The following is a 21,093-nucleotide window of genomic DNA, read 5'->3' on the forward strand; positions in this document are numbered from 1 at the left end:
ACGGGGTATGTCCGCGGCGAGTGAGCGCGGGATGCCCGTGTCCCCCGGGGTTTGCCGAACGGCTTCCGAAGGCCGGAAAAGTCGCCGTAGCAACCTTCGTGGCCAGGCGCCGCGACGTCGCGTCCGCGGGTCTCGGCATCGGTCGCGAACGCCTCGGTCAGATCTCCTGCCGGCCCGAAATGAGAGATCGCGCCGGCAGCAGCGGCTACCGGCGCGATCAGGAGGAGCAGGTGGATCAGGCGCCGAACCAGAGCTTGATCTCACGGTCGGCCGACTCGGACGAGTCGGAGCCGTGCACGAGGTTCTCCCGGTTGGAGAGGGAGAAGTCGCCGCGGATGGTGCCCGGGGCGGCCTTGCGGCCGTCGGTGGCGCCGTTGAGCGCGCGGACGACCTCGATCGCCTCGTCGCCCTCGAGGACGGCGGCGACGAGCGGGCCGGAGGTGACGAAGTCACGCAGCGGCGGATACCACGGCTGCTCGACGTGCTCGGCGTAGTGCTCGTCGGCCATGGCCGCGTCGATGGTGCGGTGCTCCAGTTTCACGATCGAGAGGCCCTTGGCCTCGTAGCGGGACAGGATCTCTCCCACCAGGCCCCGGCGGACGGCGTCGGGCTTCAGGATCACGAACGTGCGCTGCGTCATGGGGCCGAGCGTATCGGGGAGGGCCGGTCCCGGCACGTTCGGGCCGGTCACGGCTGTGCCTTGTCGGCCTTGTTGAAACCATGTCGGTGGGATGCGGCAGGATGGCGCTCCGTGACGACAACCCCATCAGCTCCGACGCTCGCAGACTCGATGGCCGCCATCCCGGCCCGCATCGCCGAAGATCTCGGGGTGCGCCCGGCGCAGGTGACCGCCGCGGTCGCCCTGCTCGACGAGGGCTCGACGGTGCCGTTCATCGCGCGCTACCGCAAGGAGGTGACCGGCGGCCTCGACGACGCCCAGCTGCGTACGCTGGAGGAGCGCCTCGGCTACCTGCGCGACCTGGAGGAGCGGCGTGCCGCCGTGCTCGCCGAGATCGCCAAGCAGGACAAGCTCACCCCCGAGCTGCAGGCCTCGATCCTCGCCGCCGACACCAAGGCGCGGCTGGAGGACATCTACCTGCCGTTCAAGCCGAAGCGGCGCACCAAGGCGATGATCGCCCGCGAGAACGGGCTCGAGCCGCTGGCCGACGGGCTGCTGGCCGACCCGTCGCTGGACCCGGCCGTGGAGGCGTCGAAGTACCTCGGGGAGCAGGTCCCCGATGCCAAGGCCGCGCTGGACGGTGCCCGGGCGATCCTGGTCGAGCGGTTCGGCGAGGACGCCGACCTGATCGGCACGCTGCGCGAGCGGATGTGGAAGCAGGGCCGCCTGGTGACGCGGGTCCGCGAGGGTCGCGAGAACGACCCGGCCGCGGCGAAGTTCTCCGACTACTTCGAGTTCTCGGAGGCGTACGCGTCGCTCCCCTCGCACCGCACCCTGGCCGTCCTGCGTGCGGAGAAGGAGGAGGTGCTCGACGTCACCCTGTCGCCCTACGCCGAGGAGCCGGAGCCGGGCGAGGTGACCGACTACGAGCGCTCGATCGCGGCGCGTTTCGGGATCGTCGACTCCGGCCGTCCCGCCGACAAGTGGCTGGCCGAGACGGTGCGGTGGGCGTGGCGTACGCGGATCCTCTTCCGCCTCGAGCTCGACATGCGCACCCGGATCCGCACCGCTGCCGAGGAGGCCGCGATCGCGGTCTTCGCCGACAACCTGCGCGACCTGCTGCTGGCCGCACCGGCCGGCACGCGGGCGACCATGGGCCTCGACCCGGGCATCCGGACGGGCGTGAAGGTGGCCGTCGTGGACGCGACCGGGAAGGTGGTCGACACCTCGACGGTCTACCCGCACGAGCCGCGGCGCGACTGGGACGGCTCGCTGGCCACGCTGGCGAAGCTGGCGAAGAAGCACTCGGTCGACCTGATCGCGATCGGCAACGGCACCGCCTCGCGCGAGACCGACAAGCTCGCCGCCGACCTGCTCAAGCTGCTGCCGGACCTGAAGATGACCAAGGTGATGGTCTCCGAAGCGGGCGCCTCGGTCTACTCCGCCTCGGCCTACGCCTCCTCCGAGCTCCCCGAGCTCGACGTGTCGCTGCGTGGCGCCGTCTCGATCGCGCGCCGCCTTCAGGACCCGCTGGCCGAGCTGGTCAAGATCGAGCCGAAGTCGATCGGCGTCGGGCAGTACCAGCACGACCTGCCCGAGTACGGGCTCTCCAAGTCCTTGGATGCGGTCGTCGAGGACTGCGTGAACGGCGTCGGCGTCGACCTCAACACCGCCTCGGCCCCGCTGCTGCGCCGGGTCTCGGGGATCACCGAGTCGCTCGCCTCGGCGATCGTCGCGCACCGCGACGCCAACGGCCCCTTCCGGACCCGCCGCGAGCTCACCAAGGTGGCGCGCCTCGGCCCGAAGGCGTTCGAGCAGGCTGCCGGGTTCCTCCGGATCCGCGGCGGCGACGACCCGCTCGACCTCTCCGGCGTGCACCCGGAGTCCTACCCGGTCGTCAACCGGATCCTGGAGTCGACCTCGACCGACATCGGGTCGCTGATCGGCAACTCGGGCGTGCTCAAGTCGCTCAAGGCGTCCACGTTCGTCGATGAGCAGTTCGGTCTGCCGACGGTCACCGACATCCTCGCCGAGCTCGAGAAGCCCGGCCGCGACCCGCGTCCTGAGTTCCGCACGGCGACCTTCTCCGAGTCGGTGCACGTGATCGCCGACCTGCGCCCCGGCATGGTTCTGGAGGGCACCGTCACCAACGTGGCCGCCTTCGGCGCCTTCGTCGACATCGGCGTCCACCAGGACGGCCTGGTCCACATCTCCGCGATGTCGGACAAGTTCGTCGAGGACCCGCGCGACGTGGTCCGCTCCGGTGACGTCGTGCGCGTCAAGGTCCTGGAGGTCGACGACGCCCGCAAGCGGATCTCGCTCACGCTCCGGCTCAACGACGACGCGCCCTCCGGGCCGGCGAAGGGCGAGTCCGGCGACCGCTCGGGTCGCCCCGGCGGCGGCCAGCGCGGCCAGGGCAAGGGCGGCCCCAAGGGCGGCGGCAACGGTGGCGGCAATGGTGGCGGCAAGAGCGGTGGGCGACCGGGCGGCAACCGTGGCGGCCAGGGCGGCGGCCGCGGCTCCTCCGCCCCGGCCAACAGCGCCATGGCCGACGCGCTGCGGCGCGCCGGGCTCAGCTGAGCGTCTGCTGGTTCCTTCGTCAAGGGATGCAGGCCAAGTCTCACATCCCCGGCGGACCTCCGCACGGGATGTGAGGCTTCGGCTCCCCACCCTTCGACAGGCTCAGGACACCTCCTTGGCGAAGGCTCACCGGCGCCGAGGTCCGCTGAGCCCGTTCGTTCACCGAGCTACCTCGGCGGAGTGACGCCTCCTTCGTGGAACTCCACGAAGGAGGCGTGCGCCCACCGAGTTACCTCGGTGAGCATTCCGCGGCCCCGAGCCCGGCGGCGCGACGTACGACGTCCTCGGGAACCGGCGCGGTCGTGTCGTCGGCGGTGACCGGGGCGCCGGCGACACGATGGATCGGGATCACGCCCGCCCACGTCCCGGACTCGATGTCGTCGGGGTCGTCGACCGGGCCCTCGGCGCGTGCCTTCATCGACGCCTCGGCGAGCGGTAGGGCGAGGACGGCGGTCGCGGCGAGCTCCTTGCGGGTCGCCGGGCGCAGGGTCGCCCAGCGACCCGGGATCATCTGGTCGACAACCAGCGCGAGCGCGCGTTCGCGCTCGTCAGGATCCTCGACCAGACGGGCGCGGCCGATGACGACCGCCGAGCGGTAGTTCATCGAGTGGTGGAACCCGCTGCGCGCGGCGACCAGGCCGTCGAGCTCGGTGATCGTGACGCACACGTCGCGCTCAAGCGCTCGCGCGAGCCACCCGGCGGCCACCGAGCCGTGCAGGTAGAGCGACCCGCCTGCGTCCGGACCGTCGAGATCGAAGCCGTACGCCGTGGGTAGGACGACCGGGTGGGCGTCCTCGCCCGATCCGACGGTGACGCCCAGGTGGGCGACGAGTGCCTCGGCGAGGAAGGTGTTCAGTCGTTCGCGATCGGGGACGGCGCGGTTCTTCCCGCGGCTGACCCGGGTGCGTGGGGTGGGTGACAACGTCGTGCTCATGGCACCATCTTGGGAGTAAAGTGGCCTGCCTGCACGGGCCAATTCTGACCCACTCTGACAGGCCATTCGATCGATGCTCCCGCTGACCCTCGACCGCAGCTCCGGCGAGCCGCTACCCGCCCAGCTCGCCGGCCAGGTCCGCGCCCTGGTGCTCTCCGGCACCCTCGGGACCGGCGACCGGCTGCCCTCGAGCCGCGCGCTCGCGGCAGACCTGGGCATCTCGCGCGCGGTGACCGAGCAGGCCTACGACCAGCTCGCCGCCGAGGGCTGGCTCGAGGCGCGGCGCGGGTCCGGGACGTACGTCACCACGACACACCCGACAGGAGCGACGTCTCGGCCGACGAAGTCGACGTCTCGGCCGACGCAGGCGCCGTCTCGACCGACGCAGCCGACGTCTCGACTGGACACGGGCACGCCGTTCTTCGACCCACGGCTGGAGCCGGGATGGCGGCGGGCGTGGCGGGAGGTCTCGGTGGCCGCTCCCCCACGCGGCTACGACGACCCGCGGGGCCTGGCGGAGCTGCGCGAGGCACTGGCGGCGCGACTCGGACGTACTCGCGGCCTGGACCTCCACCCGGACGAGATCATCGTGACCGCGGGCACCACCGACGGGCTCCGCGCGCTCCTTCCCGAGCTGCGCCCCGGGCCGGTCGCGGTAGAGGATCCGGGATATCGGGCCGCGGCCGAGACGGTCCTCAGCTACGGACGCGAGGTCATCGACCTTCCCGCCGTGGAGCAGGTCGCCGACCTGGGGCCGGCGGTGGCCGCGTACGTCACCCCGGCCCACCAGCACCCCCTGGGCCGGGTCATGCCGGCCGCCGACCGGCTGAGCCTCCTCGAGGCGGCCCGGAGGGCCGACGCGGTGGTGATCGAGGACGACTACGACTCCGAGTTCCGCTACGACGTCGCGCCGGTGCCCGCGATGGCGACGCTGGACCGCGGCCGGGTGGTCTATCTCGGCACCGCGGCGAAGTCGGTGGTCCCGACGCTGCGTCTGGGCTGGCTGGTCGCGCCGCCCGACCTGCACGAGCTGATCCTGCACCGCCGCACCATCACCCACGCCGGCGCCGCCTGGCCCTCCCAGCGCGCGCTCCTGACGCTGCTCCGCGACGGCTGGCTGGACAGGGCGGTGCGATCAGCGCGTCGGGTCTATGCCGAGCGCGCCCCGAGGGTGGCCGAGGCGATGGCGCCGCACGCGACGCTGGCCGGTCCGCTGGCCGGCATGTACTCGACCTGGCTGCTGCCCGAACCGGAGGCACGCAGAGCCCGCGACGCCGGCAGGGCCGCCGGCTTCGAGATCAACCTGCTCTCCACCTACGCCCGCACGAGCGGACTGACCGGCCTGGTGATCGGTTTCGGCGGAGTGAGCGACGCAGAGCTCGACCGGGCGCTCGCCGCGATCAACGGCGCGCTCGGGACCTAGCGACCCGGCGCGTCGTCCTCGATCAGGTCGAAGAGGTTCTCCAGGCTGTCCGGGTCGTCCTCGCCACCGCCGACGGCCCACCCGGAGCTGGTACGCCGCAGCTGCGCGCCCACGAGCCGGCACGACTCACCGGCCTTGTGCGCGTAGTGAGCCGTGCGCGTCCGCGGCCGTCGCAGGACCAGCGCGTTCCCGCACGCCGGGCACAGCGCCCAGTCGGTCGGCGTCTCGTCCGTCGCCATCTGCAGCTCGTCGCGCTCCTCCACGGCAGCCAACCTACCTGGGCTCGGCCTCTTCCCCGGCCACTTCCACGGCGTCGTCCTCAGCGTCTTCGGCGGCACCCTCCTCGGCGGCGATCCGGTCGAACGCCTCGAAGGCCGCGGCCCGCTCGCTCTCGATCTTGCGACCGAGGATGTCGGCCATGCCCCACAGGACCGCGAAGATCACGCCGACGACGAACATGATCGGGATCAGGAACCCCATCGCGATGGCGACGACCTGCAGCGCCCAGCCGAGCCAGTAGGCCCAGGGGCGGCGCAGCAGCCCGGCCACCACGATGCAGGCCACGAAGAACCCGAGGCCCAGCGGCAGGGCCAGCCCGGCGGAGACCCCGCCGATCGAGATCATCACGGGCGTGGCCAGCGCGACCGCGAGCCCTTCCATCGACACGATCGCGGCGCACATGCCGCGCCGCGGCGACTTCTCGCGCTCACTCGCCATCGGCGTCCGCCTCCAGGTAGGCCTCGAGCTCGGGGTCGGAGGTCGGCACGACCCGCGCGGTCGCGGCCGACCCGGCGGCCGGGCCACGGGAGCCCAGCAGCGTACGCGCCTCCCCGGCGGTCACCACCGAGCCGGTCACGAGCACCGCACCCTCGGAGATCGAACCGCTGCCGGCGGACTCCGAGAGGCCGATCGCGGCGTCGATGGCGTCGGCCAGACGCGGGACCACCGAGACCCGGTCCTCGCCGTAGAGGTCGACGGCGACCTTCGCGAGCTCGATGGCCGGAAGGGCGCGCTCGGTGGAGTTCTGGGTGACGACGAGATGCTCCAGGTGGGGCTCGAAGGCGGCGACCAGGCCCTCGACGTCCTTGTCCCCCATCACCCCGATGACACCGACGACACCGGAGAACGAGAAGGAGTCCTCGAGCGCCGCGACCGTCGCCTCGGCACCGGCCGGGTTGTGGGCGGCGTCGATCAGGACCGTCGGCGAGGACCGCACGATCTCCAGCCGCGCCGGCGAGTCGACCTTGGCGAACGCGTCACGCACGAGCTCGTCAGCCAGCACGGTGTCGCCGAGGAACGCCTCGACCGCGGCCAGGGCCGCCGCCGCGTTCTGCGCCTGGTGGGCGCCGTAGAGGGGCAGGAAGAGATCCTCGTACGTCCCGCGCAGCCCGCGCAGGGTGAGGATCTGTCCACCCACGGCCGGGGTGCGGGACACCACCGCGAAGTCGGTGCCCTCCCACAGCAGCCGCGCGCCGACCTCCGCGGCACGCTCGTCGAGCACGGCGGCGACCTCGACGGACTGCTCGGCGATCACGGCGACCGCACCGGGCTTGATGATCCCGGCCTTCTCGCGGGCGATCGCGACCGGCGTGTCACCGAGGTACTTGGCGTGGTCGACCGCGATCGGGGTCACCACAGCGACGTCGGCATCCGCGACGTTGGTCGCGTCCCAGCCACCGCCCAGCCCGACCTCGACCACGGCCACGTCGACCGGGGCCTCGGCGAACTTGGCGTAGGCCATCGCGACCATGGACTCGAAGAACGAGAGCGGGTGCGGCTGGTCGTCGTCGACCATGCCGAGGTAGTGGGCCACGTCGTTGAACGCGGCCACGAACTCGTCGTCGGTCAGGGGCTCGCCATCGATCGAGATCCGCTCGTTGATCCGCTCCACGTGCGGCGAGGTGAACCGCCCCACGCGCAGGTCGAGGGACCGCAGCAGCGTGTCGATCATCCGGGAGGTGGAGGTCTTGCCGTTGGTGCCGGTCAGCTGGATGATCCGGAACGCGTTCTGCGGATCACCGAGGATCTCGAGCAGGGCACGGATCCGGTCCAGGGAGGGCTCGAGCCGGGTCTCGGGCCAGCGCGACTGCAGCGCTTCCCAGACCTCCTCGATCGTGGCCGCCAGACGCGGCGCGGGAGTCTCACTCATCGGGTCGAGTCTAAGGTGTGGTCGCTTCCCAGCGAATCGCCGGACCGGCTACCCTCCCACTGATCTCGGACTGAACCCCATCCCCCCACAAGGTCCACCATTCATGCGTACGCTCCGGGCCGCTCTCGCGGTCGCGTTCCTGGCCGTTGCCTACCTCCTGGCCGCCTTCGTGCTGGTCGGCCGGCAGATGGCCCCACGGCAGCGTCCCCGGAACTCGAGCGACCCCGGCGGGCTCGTCCTCACCGAGCACGACCAGCCCGGGCTGTGGGCGGAGGTCCGCGCGCTGGCCGCGACGGCCGGGACGCGCGCCCCCGACGAGATCCGCCTGGTGCCCGAGGTCAACGCGGCGGTCAGCGAGGAGACCAGTCTGCTCGGCCTGCGGACCGGGACCCGGCGCATGTTCCTCGGCGTACCTCTCCTCCAGGGCCTCTCCCGCAACCAGCTCCACGCGGTGCTCGCCCACGAGCTCGGCCACCACAGCACCACCCGCAACCGGCTCGGCGCGCTCGTCCACCGGAGCCGGCTTGCGATCGCCGAGGTGGCCGCCGGCCTCTCCAACCCGCTGGTGAAGCGGCCGTTCCGGACGTACGCCCGGCTCTTCTTCTCCCTCACCCGCCCGCTCGCGCACGCCCACGAGATCGAGGCCGACCGGCTCAGCGCGAGGGTCGCCGGGCCGCACACCGCGGCCATCGCGCTGCGCACCCTCCCCGCGCTCGACGCCGCCTGGCACATCTACCTGGAGCAGTACGTCGAGGCCGGCACCCATTACGGCCTGCGGCCCACGCGCTTCTTCGACAACTTCACCAACCTGATGAGCGACCCCAGCCGGCTCGAGGAGCTCGCCCGGATCAGCGCGGCACCACCTGAGGTGAAGGCGTCGGCGTACGACTCGCACCCGCCGCTGTCCGAGCGGATCGAGCGGCTGGAGGCGATGGGCTCGGCCGACGAGGCCGACGACCACTCCGACAAGTCCGGCAACGCCGCCAGCATCCTGCGCTACCCGTCTCAGAACTTCCTCGCCCTCGAGGACAAGACGTTCGCCGGCTCCGGTCTGACCCCGGCCCCGATGGCTGAGATCGTCACCGTCGCCGGCGCCCGCGCCGCGGCGATCAACGCCGAGACGCTCCTGAACGCGATGCAGGAGAACCAGATCGTGCCCGCCACCGTCCGTGGCGCTCTCGACCTGATCGCCTCCGGCAACCTCGACGCGCTCCTGGACCTGGTCGAGGTCGAGACCACCGAGGCGAAGCGGAAGGTCATCGCCCGGCTCCTCGGCGCGGCCATCGCCCACGAGCTGGTCGGCGAGGACAAGGCACGCTACGAGCTCAGCTGGGCCGGCCCGTGGCGACTGGTCGACATCGCCGGCCAGGAGGTCGACCCCGAGGACCTCGCCTACGAGGCCCTCGGCTCCCCCGGCTACGCCGCCGCGCTACGCGCCTGGGTGCACCAGCTCGACGCGCAGGTCGATACCGAGGCACAGGCCCACCCCGCCACCGAGACGCCGGCGACACCCGACGGCTACATCGGCGCCTTGGCCCCGATCTCCGGCGACGGGTTCCGTACGCTCCTGGTGACCGGCACCGGCCTGATGCTGCTCAAACCCTCCGGCACCGACCGCCTCGCCACCGGCCTGGCCTCCGTGACCTCCGGCTCCCCCGGCCGCAAGCTGATCCAGCGCGCCCTGGACAGGCCGCCCGCCGAGCTGGCGGCCGCGCCCAACGCCGTCTACGTCCCCTGGGACCAGATCCGCGCCCTCCACCTCAAGCAGAGCAGCAACGGCCGCCGCTCCGCCGACATCACCACCGCCACCGGCACCGGCTGGTCCCTGCACTGGACCACTGCTGCCGAGTCGGAAGGCCAGATCTGGCCGGCCGTCGACCACTACCTCGGTCGCCGCTTCACCGTCGACTGACCCGCCGAGTCGGCTCATCTTGACCAAAACCCCCGCCGAGTCGGCTCATCTTGACCAAGAACCGCGTCAAGACGGCTCGTCATAACGAGCCGACTCGACGCCGAACCCCGTCAAGACGAGCCGACTCGGCGTGGGATCTCGTCAAGACGAGCCGAGTCGGGGGGGGTCAGGGGACGAGCGTGTGGTTGGCCATGTCGACGACGGGGCGGTAGCCGATCTTGGCGTAGACGTGGTTGGAGACGGGGTTGTCGGCGTCGGTGAACAGGCACAGGCGGGTGCCGTCGGCGCCGAGGAGGCGCGAGGCCTCGGCGGTGACGGCGGTGCCGTAGCCGTGACCCCGCTGCTCCTTGGGCGTGTAGACCGGCGCGATCCGGACGACGCCGTGCGCGGGCAGGGTCGCGCCGAGGAGGGAGACGACCTCGCCGTCGACCTCCCACAGCAGCAGGAACTCCTCGATCCGGCGCCGCACCTCGTCCTCGCCGACGGCGGCGTGCTCGTGGGCGTAGGCCTTGTTGGTGGACTGCTCCCGGGCCGCATGCCCGAAGTCGGCCAGCCACTCCCGGCACAGCTCGAGGTCGTCGTACGTCGCCGGGCGGGCGCGCCCAGGCACACCGGAGGGCATCACGAGCGTGCCGAGCTCGTGCAGCCGCGACGCCATCGCGACGCTCACCCGCCCGCCCGCGAGCCGGGCGGTCTCCTCGGCCACCGTCCGGGCTGCCGGGAGCGCGCCGTTGGCCCCACCGGCGTACTCGCCCTTGGCATGCAGCGCCCGCGCGAGCTCGAGCGCCGCCGGCTCGGGCATCGGGCAGACGTAGAGCGGGTACGGCTCGAAGTCGGCCGTCCGCATCGCCGCCCCCACGACCCGGTCACCCTCACGGGCGACGGCGAACCAGCGATACGGCCCCTGCTGCACCGTCCGGGTCGCCTTCTCCGCGTTGGTGGCGACCACGTTGGCGATCACCGGCTCCCCCGCGAGATAGTCCTTGGCGACGGCGAGGAACTCGGCCGGGTCGGTGAAGAAGTCGATGGTGCCCATGACGGAAGCATGACGAGTGCGCAACGCGGGTCTCAACCGGGTTTCGCGCCAGCAACCGCGCGCCCATAGGATTTGGTCCCATGACTGAGACCACGCCCACGCAGACCGCACCGGAGACGACGACGCCCGCTGAGCAGCGCGTAGTCGCCGTACCGGACAAGCCGGTCCTCGAGGGCCTGGAGGCCAAGTGGGCCGAGCAGTGGAAGAACGAGAAGACCTACGCCTTCGACCGCACCCAGCCGCGCGAGAACGTCTACTCGATCGACACCCCGCCGCCGACCGTCTCCGGCAGCCTGCACGTCGGCCACGTCTTCTCCTACACCCACCCCGACCTGATCGCCCGCTTCCAGCGGATGAACGGCAAGTCGGTCTTCTACCCGATCGGCTGGGACGACAACGGTCTGCCGACCGAGCGCCGCGTCCAGAACTACTTCGGCGTCCGCTGCGACCCGAGCCTGCCGTACGACCCCGACTTCACGCCGCCGGAGAAGCCGGACCCGAAGCGCCAGATCTCCATCAGCCGGCCCAACTTCGTCGAGCTGTGCAACCAGCTGGTCGTCGAGGACGAGAAGGTCTTCGAGGACCTGTGGCGCACCCTGGGTCTCTCCTTCGACTGGGACCAGCAGTACACGACCATCGGCAAGGTCTCCCAGACCGCCTCGCAGAAGGCGTTCCTGCGCAACCTGGCCCGCGGCGAGGCCTACCTCCAGGAGGCGCCGACCCTGTGGGACGTCACCTTCCAGACCGCGGTCGCCCAGGCCGAGCTCGAGGCCAAGGACTACCCCGGCTTCTTCCACCGCGTCGCCTTCCACCGCCCTGACGGCACCCCGGTCCACATCGAGACCACCCGCCCCGAGCTGATCCCGAGCGTCGTCGCGCTGATCGCGCACCCCGACGACGACCGCTACAAGGACCTGTTCGGCAGCACCGTCACCAGCCCGATCTTCGGTGTCGAGATCCCCGTCCTGCCTCACGAGGCCGCCGAGATGGACAAGGGCGCCGGCATCGCGATGTGCTGCACCTGGGGTGACCTCACCGACGTCCAGTGGTGGCGTGAGCTCAACCTTCCCGCCCGCGCCCTGATCGGCCGCGACGGCCGCTTCGCCCGCGAGACCCCGGAGTGGATCACCACCGAGGCGGGGGTCGCGGCGTACGAGGACCTGAAGGGCAAGACCGTCCACTCGGCCCGCGAGGCCGTCGTCGCGATGATCCGCGAGTCCGGCGACCTCGAGGGCGAGCCGAAGAAGACCCAGCGGATGGCCAACTTCTACGAGCGTGGCGACAAGCCGCTCGAGATCGTCGCCAGCCGGCAGTGGTACATCACCAACGGTGGCCGCAACCCCGAGCTGCGTCAGCAGCTGCTGGCGCGCGGCGGCGACGTGACCTGGCTGCCCGAGCACATGCGCCACCGCTACGACAACTGGGTCGGCGGTCTCAACGGCGACTGGCTGATCTCCCGCCAGCGCTTCTTCGGCATCCCGTTCCCGGTCTGGTACGCACTCGACGCCGAGGGCAACCCCGACTACGACAAGCCGCTGCTGCCGAGCGAGGACCAGCTCCCGATCGACCCGTCCACCGATGTTCCGGCCGGCTACGAGGAGGCGCAGCGCGGCAAGCCCGGCGGCTTCCAGGGCGACCCGGACGTCATGGACACCTGGGCGACCTCGTCGCTGACCCCGCAGATCGCCGGCGGCTGGGAGTCCGACCCCGACCTGTTCAGCCGGGTCTACCCGATGGACCTGTGCACCCAGAGCCACGAGATCATCCGCACCTGGCTCTTCGGCCGTATCGTCCGCGCCCACCTCGAGGACGGCACCGTCCCGTGGAGCCACGCGATGATCGCCGGCTGGATCCTCGACCCCGACCGCAAGAAGATGTCGAAGTCGAAGGGCAACGTCGTCGTCCCGACCGAGATCCTCGAGAAGTTCGGCGCCGACGCGGTCCGCTGGCGTGCGGCGCTGACCCGCCCGGGCATGGACTCGCCGTTCGACGAGACCCAGATGAAGGTCGGTCGCCGCCTGGCGATGAAGATCCTCAACGCCTCCAAGTTCGTCCTCGGCAACGTCGGCGCGACCACGCTGAACCCGGTCGCGATCACCCAGCCGGTCGACTGCGCGCTGATGGCCCGCCTCAAGGAGACGATCACCAAGTCGACCGACGCCTTCGCGGCCTACGACTACTCCACGGCGCTGGAGACCTCGGAGAAGTTCTTCTGGGAGTTCTGCGACGACTACCTCGAGCTGGTCAAGGAGCGCGCCTACGACGAGGACGGCGGTCTTGCGACCGAGTCCGCGCGCGCGACGCTGGCCACGGCTCTCCACGTCCAGCTGCGCCTGCTGGCCCCGTTCCTGCCGTACGTCACCGAAGAGGTCTGGTCGTGGTGGCAGGCCGGATCCATCCACACCTCCTCGTGGCCGCGTGAGCTCGAGCTCGGCACCGCTGCCGCCGCCGACCCCGCGGCGCTCGACGCCGTCGCGGCGACCCTGACCGGGATCCGCGGCGCGAAGTCGACCGCGAAGGTGAAGATGCGTCACCCGCTGGCCAAGGCCGAGGTCACCGGCCCGGCCAAGCTCGTCAAGGACGCCGAGGCTGCCGCGCCGGACCTCAAGCGGGTCGGCAACATCGTGGGCGATCTCTTCTTCACCGTCGACGAGAACGCCACGGAGATCACCGTCACCGCCGAGCTGGCAGAGGTCTCCGACGAGGCCTGAGCCTCGCTCGACCGAACCCCGAACGACGGAGCAGGCCCCGGACCGCGATGCGGTCCGGGGCCTGCTTCGTCCCTCACTCCGGCCAAGCGTCCGGGGGGACTCGCTCGGCCGGTCACTCTGGCGTGGTGCGGGTCGCCATCGGAGTGATCCCTACTGCACCGACTTCTCGGCACACGTCTGGTCGTCCTTGCTGCCGTCCTTCGGCTCCTCCGGCTCCGGTGCCTCCGTCGTCTCTTCGTCGGACGGCTCAGCGGATTCGGTGGCGGCCTCGGGTTCGGCTGCGGGCGACGACCCTACCGGGGTCTTCGACTCAGCGCACGCCTCACCACACTCGGGCGTGCCCTTCTGATCGGGATCGTTGTGCGCTCCCGGCAGTGTCTTCACGTCCTCGGCGATCGCGGCGGTGAGCTCACAGGCGTCCTCGATGACCTGCTCGGCCTCGGAACCCTGCTTGGTCGGCTCCGCGTCGGGCTCCTTCGCCCCCTCGCGCGCCTGGTCCTTCTCCTGGTCCTTCTTCGGCTCTTCGAGCGGAAGATCCTCGACCGGGACGCCGGCGTCTGCGGCGATCAGCTCCCGCAGGAACATCGGCACGGCCTCGTCGACGGGACGGGCGTCCTCCTCGGCCACGAACGGCCACAGCAGGGGCGCCATGATGCCCGGGATCGGTCCGACGGACGGGACCAGCGTCGGCGGTTTCTCGTGGCCCTCGTCCTCACCGGGGTCGGCGGGCGCCGGCGGCTGTTCGGAGGGCTGCGGCGCCTCGGGCTGCTCGGCGGGTGCGGACGGCGCCGTGTCCGGCTTCTCGTCCTCCCGGCCCTCGGGTTCGGAGGACTCGTCCCGGTCGCTCCCCCGGTCGGCGTCGGGCGTGGCGCTGGGAATCGTCGACACCCCGGAGACGTCGGGAGAAGGCGCCGGAGGGATCACGGTGAAGTCTGCCTGGCCCGAGAGCGTACGCGGCACCCGGTGCAGCGCGGAGACGTCCGGGCTGAGGGTCTGGATGACCACGAGCAGGCCGATGAGCACTACGGCGGCGTAGGCCATCACCGGGCCCCTCTGGAACCTCACGTGCCCACTTCCCTACCGAGTGACGGAGCTGGAAAGGTACAGATGATCATCAGTGCGTATTGTGTCGGACCGCCCGGGTCGATACGGACCCGGGCGGCGAAAATGACCCAAAGGGACTACGCGGATTTCTTCTTGGTTTCCTTCTCGCGAGGAACGAGGGTCGGCATCTCGCCGTCGTCGACCACCTCGCGGGTCACGATCACCTTGCCGACGTCGCCACGGGAGGGCACGTCGTACATCACGTAGAGGAGGACCTCCTCGATGATCGCCCGGAGGCCACGGGCACCGGTGCCCCGCTCGAGAGCCTTGTCGGCGATGGCGGTGACGGCGTCCTCGGTGAACTCGAGGTCGACGCCGTCGAGGTCGAAGAGCTTCTGGTACTGCTTCACCAGTGCGTTGCGCGGCTCGGTCAGGATCTTGACCAGTGCGGCCTGGTCGAGCTTCTCGACGCTCGCGATCAGCGGCAGCCGGCCGATGAACTCCGGGATCAGCCCGAACTTGGTGAGGTCCTCGGGGCGGACCAGCTTGAGCAGGTCCTCGGACTCCTTCTCGGCCTTGCCGCGCACCTCGGCGGTGAACCCAAGGGTCTTCTTGCCGACCCGCTGCTCGATGATGTGCTCCAGACCGGCGAACGCGCCACCCACCACGAAGAGGATGTTGGTGGTGTCGATCTGGATGAACTCCTGGTGCGGGTGCTTGCGGCCACCCTGCGGCGGCACCGAGGCGGTGGTGCCCTCGATGATCTTCAGCAGCGCCTGCTGCACACCCTCGCCGGAGACGTCGCGCGTGATCGAGGGGTTCTCCGCCTTGCGGGCCACCTTGTCGATCTCGTCGATGTAGATGATGCCGGTCTCGGCCTTCTTGACGTCGTAGTCGGCGGCCTGGATCAGCTTGAGGAGGATGTTCTCGACGTCCTCACCGACGTAGCCCGCCTCGGTCAGCGCGGTGGCGTCCGCGATCGCGAACGGCACGTTGAGCATCCGCGCCAGCGTCTGCGCCAGGTAGGTCTTGCCGCAGCCGGTCGGGCCGATCACCAAGATGTTGGACTTGGCGACCTCGACCTGCTCCTCCTTGGCGTGCTTGCCGGGGCCCTGCGGGCCGCCGGGCTGCAGGCCAGCCTGGACGCGCTTGTAGTGGTTGTAGACCGCCACCGCGAGCGACTTCTTCGCCTGCTCCTGGCCGATGACGTAGGAGTTGAGGAAGTCGAAGATCTCCTTCGGCTTGGGGAGGTCGGCGATCTCCACCTCGGAGCCCTCGTTGAGCTCCTCCTCGATGATCTCGTTGCAGAGGTCGATGCACTCGTCGCAGATGTAGACGCCGGGACCCGCGATGAGCTTCTTGACCTGCTTCTGGCTCTTCCCGCAGAAGGAGCACTTCAGCAGGTCACCTCCGTCGCCGATGCGTGCCACGAGTGGCCTTCCTTCCCCGACTTGTGCTGCTAGGTCCGAATAGTTACTGACGGTACCCCGCGCCGCGCCTTCGATGTGGGAGCGGCGCGGGGTCCGAGGGTCAAACGAGCTGCGGCGTCTTGAGCGACTCGAGCACCGAGTCGATCAGGCCGTACTCGACCGCCTGGGCGGCGGTGAGGATCTTGTCGCGCTCGATGTCGTGGCTGACCTCGTCCATCGACTTGCCGCTGTGGTCGGCGATCATCTTCTCGAGCAGCTCACGCATCCGCAGGATCTCGTTGGCCTGGATCTCGATGTCGGAGGTCTGGCCGAAGGTGCCCTCGGTGTAGGGCTGGTGGATCAGGATGCGGCTGTTCGGCAGCGCCATCCGCTTGCCGTGCGCACCCGCGCCGAGCAGGATCGCGGCGGCCGAGGCAGCCTGACCGATGCAGACGGTCTGGACGTCCGGCTTGATGAACTGCATCGTGTCGTAGATCGCGGTGCAGGCCGTGAACGAGCCACCGGGGCTGTTGATGTAGATCGAGATGTCCTGGTCCGGGTTCATCGACTGCAGGCAGAGCAGCTGAGCGATGACCGCGTTGGCGACATCGTCGCTGATCGGGGTGCCGAGGTAGATGATCCGGTCCTCGAACAGCTTGGCGTAGGGGTCGATCCGGCGGACGCCGTAAGACGTACGCTCCTCCCACTGCGGGATGTAGTAGTTCATGTCCTCAGTCCTTCTTGTGGGCGGGGCGGCCCTCGTCGGAGGCTTCCTTGGCGCTCTTGATGACCTGGTCGACCAGGCCGTAGTCGAGGGCCTCGGCAGCGGTGAACCAGCGGTCGCGGTCGGCGTCGACCGTCACCTGGTCGACGGTCTGGCCGGTGTGCTCGCTGATCAGCTCCAGCAGCACCTTCTTGATGTGCAGGGACTGCTGGGCCTGGATCTTGATGTCGGAGGCCGAGCCGCCCATGCCCGAGGAGGGCTGGTGCATCATGATCCGCGCGTGCGGCAGCGCGTAGCGCTTGCCCTTCGCACCGGCGCAGAGCAGGAACTGGCCCATCGAGGCGGCCAGGCCCATGCCGACGGTCGCCACGTCGTTGGGGATGTAGTTCATCGTGTCGTAGATGGCCATACCGGCATCCACCGAGCCACCGGGCGAGTTGATGTGAAGGAAGATGTCGGCCTCGGGGTCCTCCGCGGAGAGCAGCAGGAGCTGCGCGCAGATCGCGTTGGCGTTCTGGTCGCGGACCTCGGAGCCGAGGAAGACGATGCGCTCCCGCAGCAGTCGGTTGTAGATGTTGTCGTCGAGAAGGCTCAGACCGCCGCCGTTGCCGCCCAGGCTCGGGGAGAGCCCTGGGGCACCGGCATGAGCGTCAGCCGCGCTGGAGTCGATGTTCACAGGATCGACACTAGCCGCCACATCCAGTTGTTCCACGGCTGGTGTGCCATTGTTCGCCGACGGCAGAACTATTGGCGATGGCGACGCAATCCGGGCGGCACCACGATTTCTGCGGCTACGCCAGCCAGCGCAGCAGGGCGTCGTGCACCGCCGGATGGTTCGACAGCGGCGTCTCGGCGGTCGAGAGCGTGAAGCGCTCCGCCGTCGGGAACAGGTCGCGCACCCGTCGCGAGCGCAGCGGCGTCTTGTGCCGCCACCACAGCATCTCCCCGAAGAGCCGCCCGACCCGGTTGGGGCGCGAGGTCGCCTTGTCGGTGACCAGCAGATAGTCCACGTCCGGCCGCGGCGGGAGCATCGCCTCGTCGGCCCCGACGACCGCGATCCCGGCGAGGTGCTCGTCGAGCTGCTTGCCGACCCCACCCGACATCGGGGCGGAGGTGACCGCATAGGGCGTCGTGCCGAGGGCGATCAGCTCGGAGACGTACGTCGTCCACGGCCGTGCCCCCGAGGTGGCCACCCCGAGCGCGTTGCGGGCGATCAGACCACCACCGGCGTAGCCGACCAGGACGATGCGGGGCGATCCGGAAGCGTCGATGTCCGACTCCGCGGCGAGGGCGTCGACGCACTCCTGGATCCGGCTGCTGAGCGCCACCGCGGCAGGCACCGACCTGCTGCCGGCCGAGACGTGCATGTGCAGCGGCATCCAGCCGAGAAGCTCGGCAAGCCGGTCGGCGTACGTCGCGCCGGTCGCCTGGGAGCCCTCGTCCCAGACGGTCTCGTCCTTGCCCGCAGGCGGGATCAGGACCAGGATCCGCGGGCTCGTCCCGGTCTGTCGCTGAACGGTGGCCCACTCCTTCGGCGCGACCGTGCGGCCCTGGTGCCGGACCGCGACGGCGGGTCCGGAGTCGGTGTTGACGACACCGCGGATGATCGGCGTCGCGAGGGCGAACGGGGCCGCGAACGGCCGGCGCGCGAAGGCGGTGATGCGCCAGGCGAGCTTCGCCAGACCGACGAGGCCGGCCACCTTGCCCTGACCGCGGTCGAGCTGCTCCTCGGCGTCGGGGTCCACCGGGACGTCCTCGACGTTGAGGACCACGGCGCGGACGGTCTCAGGACTGGGGGTCACGCTGGCAGCGTAGGGCCTACGCCGCGCCGACCGGATCACCCGCGACCACTGTCCGGCCCGTCTGTGTCTCAGATCACACCGCGACGACCACATTCGGCACGTTTGCGTTCACTCACACTTATGGTGTCCGTGATGCTGTTGTTACTGATGTTGCGTGACGACAGCGCCCGTCACGGGTTACCGTCGGATGGGGAAGGGGGTGTTCACGCGTGAGCGACGAGAAGGAATCACACTGTCTGTCGTGCGGCGATGCGCTGCTGCCCGGGGCCATCTACTGCATCGGCTGCGGCACCCCGCTCCTGGCTCCCCCGGAGCGACACCGGCCGCTCTTCGTGGACGAGCTCGGCGACGAGGCGGCCACCCCACGCGCTACGCGCGGGTACTTCTTCGACGACGCCGCTGCGCCAACTCAGGCGCGCCGGAAGGGCCGCACCGCCCCGATCCTGGTGATGATCGTGGTGCTGGTCCTCATCGCCGGCGTGCTCGGGTTCATCTTCGGCAAGGACGGGACCCGTCCCCTGCAGTCCGAGGCGGAGCCGGAGCCCTCGGCCAGCCCCGGTGCGAACGCATCCTCGAGCGAGCCCTCCATCGACCCGGACGCCCCGCCGGAGAACCAGCTGCTCCGCATCTCCCGCCTCGACACCGAGGCGGCCACCAAGCTCATCGGCACCTGGATCCCGCAGCTGGCGGCGGTCGGCGCCGGGGATGGCGGTGACGCCGACTGGCACCAGGCGCTGACCCGCTACCAGAAGATCAAGACCGACCACCCCGACGCGCTGCTCCTCGACACCGGCGAGTGGCCGAGCTCGTACGTGAAGCCGGGGATGTACGCCGTCGTGGTGCCCTATCCCGGCGACACCTCCACACCCGCGCTGGAGTGGTGCGTCGAGCAGGGCCTGTCGAAGACCGACTGTGCGGCCAAGCACCTGGAGGTCTCGGGCGACCCGACGGACAACTTCGACGCCCAGTAGCGCCGACTCACCCGACAACGACAGCGCCCCCGCCGCGAGGCAGGGGCGCTGTGACGTACGTCAGAGGGTGATCAGGCCTCAGCCTTCTCGCTCTCCTCGGGGGCCTCGACCTCGGCCTCGTCCTCACCGATGGTGCCGTCGGGGCGGAGGTTCTTCAACTCGACGTGGTTGCCGGACTCGTCGGTGACCTTGGCGGCCTCGACGAGCTGGGCGAGCGCCTTGCCGCGCAGGATCTCCTGGACCAGCTCCGGCACGTGGTTGTGCTCGAGCATGTGGTTGACGAACTCCTGCGGGTCCTGACCGGACTGCTGCGCACGGCGCATCATGTGCTCGGTCAGCTCCTGCTGCTCGACCCCGATCTCCTTCTCCTTGGCGATCTGGTCGAGGATCAGCTGGGCGGCGACGGCGTCACGAACGCGGCGCTCGAGGTCGGCCTCGAACTCCTCGATCGTCTGCTCCTCGTCCTCGAGGTACTTCTCGAAGGTGAGACCGGCGAAGCCGAGCTGCTGCTCGATGCCCTCGCGGCGCGCGTTGAGCTCGTCGGTGACGATGCTCTCCGGCAGCGGGATCTCGACCTGCTCCAGGAGCGCCTCGAGGACGGCGTCACGGGCGGCGGCGGCCTGCTCGAGGCGCTTGCCGTTGCCGAGGCGGCCGCGGACGTCCTCCTCGAGCTCCTTGACGGTGTCGAACTCGCTGGCGAGCTGGGCGAAGTCGTCGTCGTAAGCCGGGAGCTCCTGCTCCTGCACCTGGTTGACGGTGACGTTGACGTCGACCTCCTGGCCGATCAGCTCACCGCCGACGAGGGTGCTCTTGAAGTCGGCGGACTCGCCGGCCGACAGACCGGTGATGGCCTCGTCCAGACCGTCGAGCATGCCGCCCTTGCCGACCTGATAGCTCATCCCGACGGCCTCGGCGCCCTCGACGTCCTCGCCGTCCTTGGTCGCCTTCAGGTCGATGACGACGAAGTCACCGTCGGCGGCGGGGCGCTCGACGTCCTTGAGGGTGCCGAAGCGCTCGCGCATCGCCTGGATCTGCTCCTCGACGTCAGCGTCGGTGAGCTCGATGTCGTCGACCTTGGCCTCGATGCCCTCGTAGTCGGGCAGCGTGATCTCGGGCTTGACGTCGACCTCGGCGGTGAACTCCAGCGTCTCGTTGTCCTCGAGCTTGGTGACCTCGATCTCGGGCTGCGCGAGCGGCTCGAGCGAGTTCTCCTGGAGGGCGTCGAAGTACATCTGCGGGAGGACGTTGTTGACCGCCTCGGAGAGCACCGCACCGCGGCCGACCTGCTTGTCGATCACCTGGGGCGGGACCTTGCCCCGGCGGAAGCCGGGGACGTTGATCTGCTTGGCGATCTGCTTGTACGCCGCGTCGAGGCTCGGCTTGAGCTCCTCGAAGGGCACCTCGACGGTCAGCTTGGCCCGGGTCGGGCTCAACGTCTCGACGGCGCTCTTCACAGGGTGTCTCCTGTCGTTTGTTTCTGAGAATGATGTCGCGTGCAGGGCTTTGGAACTACGGGGGAGATGTCGGGGCGACAGGACTCGAACCTGCGGTCTCCTGCTCCCAAAGCAGGCGCGCTAGCCACTACGCTACGCCCCGTCAAGGGCCCCTCCCCAATCAGCGGGAATGGCACTTGGAGCGGATGACGGGAATCGAACCCGCGTAATCAGTTTGGAAGACTGAGGCTCTACCATTGAGCTACATCCGCGCACGCGAGAGCCAGCGCCCTCGTGCGACCTGCGAAATCCTGCCATAGATCTGGCTCACACCTGTAACCGGCTC

At 70.1% G+C, this 21,093-nt stretch carries 17 protein-coding genes and 2 tRNA genes; 5 read left to right on the forward strand and 14 right to left on the reverse strand.

Annotated features, from left to right (window positions below):
- Positions 1–235: 235 nt before the first annotated feature.
- Positions 236–640 carry a nucleoside-diphosphate kinase gene (gene ndk, locus ACZ6WN_RS19800; protein ID WP_465866967.1) on the reverse strand — a complete coding sequence of 135 codons (405 nt, stop codon included), beginning with the start codon at positions 638–640 and terminating at the stop codon, positions 236–238.
- A gap of 111 nt (positions 641–751) precedes the next feature.
- On the opposite strand from ndk, the gene ACZ6WN_RS19805 reads away from it, so the two are divergent.
- Positions 752–3,199: a Tex family protein gene (locus ACZ6WN_RS19805; protein ID WP_465866968.1), complete on the forward strand. Its 2,448-nt coding sequence runs from the start codon at positions 752–754 to the stop codon at positions 3,197–3,199.
- A gap of 229 nt (positions 3,200–3,428) precedes the next feature.
- Here the strand turns inward: ACZ6WN_RS19805 and ACZ6WN_RS19810 are convergent, their stop codons facing one another.
- Positions 3,429–4,133, reverse strand: coding sequence for a pyridoxamine 5'-phosphate oxidase family protein (locus tag ACZ6WN_RS19810; protein WP_465866970.1), 705 nt, complete (start codon positions 4,131–4,133; stop codon positions 3,429–3,431).
- A gap of 73 nt (positions 4,134–4,206) precedes the next feature.
- Here ACZ6WN_RS19810 and pdxR point away from each other — a divergent pair, with 73 nt between their 5' ends.
- Positions 4,207–5,556, forward strand: coding sequence for a MocR-like pyridoxine biosynthesis transcription factor PdxR (gene pdxR, locus ACZ6WN_RS19815; protein ID WP_465866971.1), 1,350 nt, complete (start codon positions 4,207–4,209; stop codon positions 5,554–5,556).
- Here the strand turns inward: pdxR and ACZ6WN_RS19820 are convergent.
- From ACZ6WN_RS19820 to ACZ6WN_RS19830, 3 genes are read right to left on the reverse strand one after another with little or no spacing between them, the layout of a single operon-like run.
- On the reverse strand, positions 5,553–5,819 hold the full coding sequence (locus ACZ6WN_RS19820) for a competence protein CoiA family protein (RefSeq protein WP_141803570.1): 267 nt from the start codon (positions 5,817–5,819) through the stop codon (positions 5,553–5,555). The genes pdxR and ACZ6WN_RS19820 overlap by 4 nt on opposite strands.
- Positions 5,820–5,829: 10 nt before the next feature.
- Complete coding sequence (locus ACZ6WN_RS19825) at positions 5,830–6,273, reverse strand: DUF4233 domain-containing protein (RefSeq protein WP_465866973.1); 444 nt, start codon at positions 6,271–6,273, stop codon at positions 5,830–5,832.
- The gene (locus tag ACZ6WN_RS19830; RefSeq protein ID WP_465866975.1) at positions 6,263–7,705 is read right to left on the reverse strand and encodes a bifunctional folylpolyglutamate synthase/dihydrofolate synthase; all 1,443 of its coding nucleotides are present in this window, start codon (positions 7,703–7,705) and stop codon (positions 6,263–6,265) included. Before ACZ6WN_RS19830 ends, ACZ6WN_RS19825 begins: the two co-directional genes overlap by 11 nt.
- Positions 7,706–7,808: 103 nt before the next feature.
- Between ACZ6WN_RS19830 and ACZ6WN_RS19835 the strand changes: the two genes are divergently transcribed.
- Complete coding sequence (locus ACZ6WN_RS19835) at positions 7,809–9,617, forward strand: M48 family metallopeptidase (protein ID WP_465866977.1); 1,809 nt, start codon at positions 7,809–7,811, stop codon at positions 9,615–9,617.
- A 166-nt stretch (positions 9,618–9,783) separates the two neighbouring features.
- On the opposite strand, the gene ACZ6WN_RS19840 is transcribed toward ACZ6WN_RS19835, so the two are convergent.
- Positions 9,784–10,653 carry a GNAT family N-acetyltransferase gene (locus ACZ6WN_RS19840; protein ID WP_465866979.1) on the reverse strand — a complete coding sequence of 290 codons (870 nt, stop codon included), beginning with the start codon at positions 10,651–10,653 and terminating at the stop codon, positions 9,784–9,786.
- Between the two features lie 80 nt (positions 10,654–10,733).
- On the opposite strand from ACZ6WN_RS19840, the gene valS reads away from it, so the two are divergent.
- The gene (gene valS, locus ACZ6WN_RS19845; protein WP_465866980.1) at positions 10,734–13,364 is read left to right on the forward strand and encodes a valine--tRNA ligase; all 2,631 of its coding nucleotides are present in this window, start codon (positions 10,734–10,736) and stop codon (positions 13,362–13,364) included.
- A 150-nt stretch (positions 13,365–13,514) separates the two neighbouring features.
- Here valS and ACZ6WN_RS19850 read toward each other — a convergent pair whose 3' ends face one another.
- The 5 genes from ACZ6WN_RS19850 to ACZ6WN_RS19870 form a co-directional block, all read right to left on the reverse strand.
- A complete protein-coding gene (locus ACZ6WN_RS19850; protein WP_465866982.1) occupies positions 13,515–14,429 on the reverse strand; it encodes a hypothetical protein in 915 nt (304 codons plus the stop codon).
- 116 nt (positions 14,430–14,545) lie between these two features.
- The gene (clpX, locus tag ACZ6WN_RS19855; RefSeq protein ID WP_357340754.1) at positions 14,546–15,838 is read right to left on the reverse strand and encodes an ATP-dependent Clp protease ATP-binding subunit ClpX; all 1,293 of its coding nucleotides are present in this window, start codon (positions 15,836–15,838) and stop codon (positions 14,546–14,548) included.
- Positions 15,839–15,938: 100 nt separating this feature from the next.
- Positions 15,939–16,544 carry an ATP-dependent Clp protease proteolytic subunit gene (locus tag ACZ6WN_RS19860; protein WP_355231559.1) on the reverse strand — a complete coding sequence of 202 codons (606 nt, stop codon included), beginning with the start codon at positions 16,542–16,544 and terminating at the stop codon, positions 15,939–15,941.
- A gap of 4 nt (positions 16,545–16,548) precedes the next feature.
- Entirely contained in the window at positions 16,549–17,157 is a 609-nt protein-coding gene (locus tag ACZ6WN_RS19865; RefSeq protein ID WP_350716455.1) for an ATP-dependent Clp protease proteolytic subunit, read from the reverse strand.
- Positions 17,158–17,332: 175 nt separating this feature from the next.
- On the reverse strand, positions 17,333–18,343 hold the full coding sequence (locus tag ACZ6WN_RS19870) for a lipase family protein (RefSeq protein WP_465866985.1): 1,011 nt from the start codon (positions 18,341–18,343) through the stop codon (positions 17,333–17,335).
- 209 nt (positions 18,344–18,552) lie between these two features.
- Here ACZ6WN_RS19870 and ACZ6WN_RS19875 point away from each other — a divergent pair, with 209 nt between their 5' ends.
- On the forward strand, positions 18,553–19,314 hold the full coding sequence (locus ACZ6WN_RS19875) for a hypothetical protein (protein ID WP_465866986.1): 762 nt from the start codon (positions 18,553–18,555) through the stop codon (positions 19,312–19,314).
- A 71-nt stretch (positions 19,315–19,385) separates the two neighbouring features.
- Here the strand turns inward: ACZ6WN_RS19875 and tig are convergent, their stop codons facing one another.
- The 3 genes from tig to ACZ6WN_RS19890 form a co-directional block, all read right to left on the reverse strand.
- Complete coding sequence (tig, locus tag ACZ6WN_RS19880; protein ID WP_465866988.1) at positions 19,386–20,768, reverse strand: trigger factor; 1,383 nt, start codon at positions 20,766–20,768, stop codon at positions 19,386–19,388.
- A 69-nt stretch (positions 20,769–20,837) separates the two neighbouring features.
- Positions 20,838–20,910 (reverse strand) — tRNA-Pro (locus tag ACZ6WN_RS19885).
- 35 nt (positions 20,911–20,945) lie between these two features.
- Positions 20,946–21,019, reverse strand: a tRNA-Gly gene (locus ACZ6WN_RS19890).
- Positions 21,020–21,093 lie beyond the last annotated feature (74 nt).

Source organism: Nocardioides sp. NPDC054178 (assembly GCF_055585005.1).

What these genes read in the sequence shown, in the direction of transcription:
- ACZ6WN_RS19830 (WP_465866975.1), bottom strand. Translation starts at nt 7,705, where the DNA reads ATGAGTGAGACTCCCGCGCCGCGTCTGGCGGCCACGATCGAGGAGGTC.
- ACZ6WN_RS19825 (WP_465866973.1), bottom strand. Translation starts at nt 6,273, where the DNA reads ATGGCGAGTGAGCGCGAGAAGTCGCCGCGGCGCGGCATGTGCGCCGCG.
- ACZ6WN_RS19810 (WP_465866970.1), bottom strand. Translation starts at nt 4,133, where the DNA reads ATGAGCACGACGTTGTCACCCACCCCACGCACCCGGGTCAGCCGCGGG.
- valS (WP_465866980.1), top strand. Translation starts at nt 10,734, where the DNA reads ATGACTGAGACCACGCCCACGCAGACCGCACCGGAGACGACGACGCCC.
- pdxR (WP_465866971.1), top strand. Translation starts at nt 4,207, where the DNA reads ATGCTCCCGCTGACCCTCGACCGCAGCTCCGGCGAGCCGCTACCCGCC.
- ACZ6WN_RS19840 (WP_465866979.1), bottom strand. Translation starts at nt 10,653, where the DNA reads ATGGGCACCATCGACTTCTTCACCGACCCGGCCGAGTTCCTCGCCGTC.
- ACZ6WN_RS19860 (WP_355231559.1), bottom strand. Translation starts at nt 16,544, where the DNA reads ATGAACTACTACATCCCGCAGTGGGAGGAGCGTACGTCTTACGGCGTC.
- ndk (WP_465866967.1), bottom strand. Translation starts at nt 640, where the DNA reads ATGACGCAGCGCACGTTCGTGATCCTGAAGCCCGACGCCGTCCGCCGG.
- ACZ6WN_RS19835 (WP_465866977.1), top strand. Translation starts at nt 7,809, where the DNA reads ATGCGTACGCTCCGGGCCGCTCTCGCGGTCGCGTTCCTGGCCGTTGCC.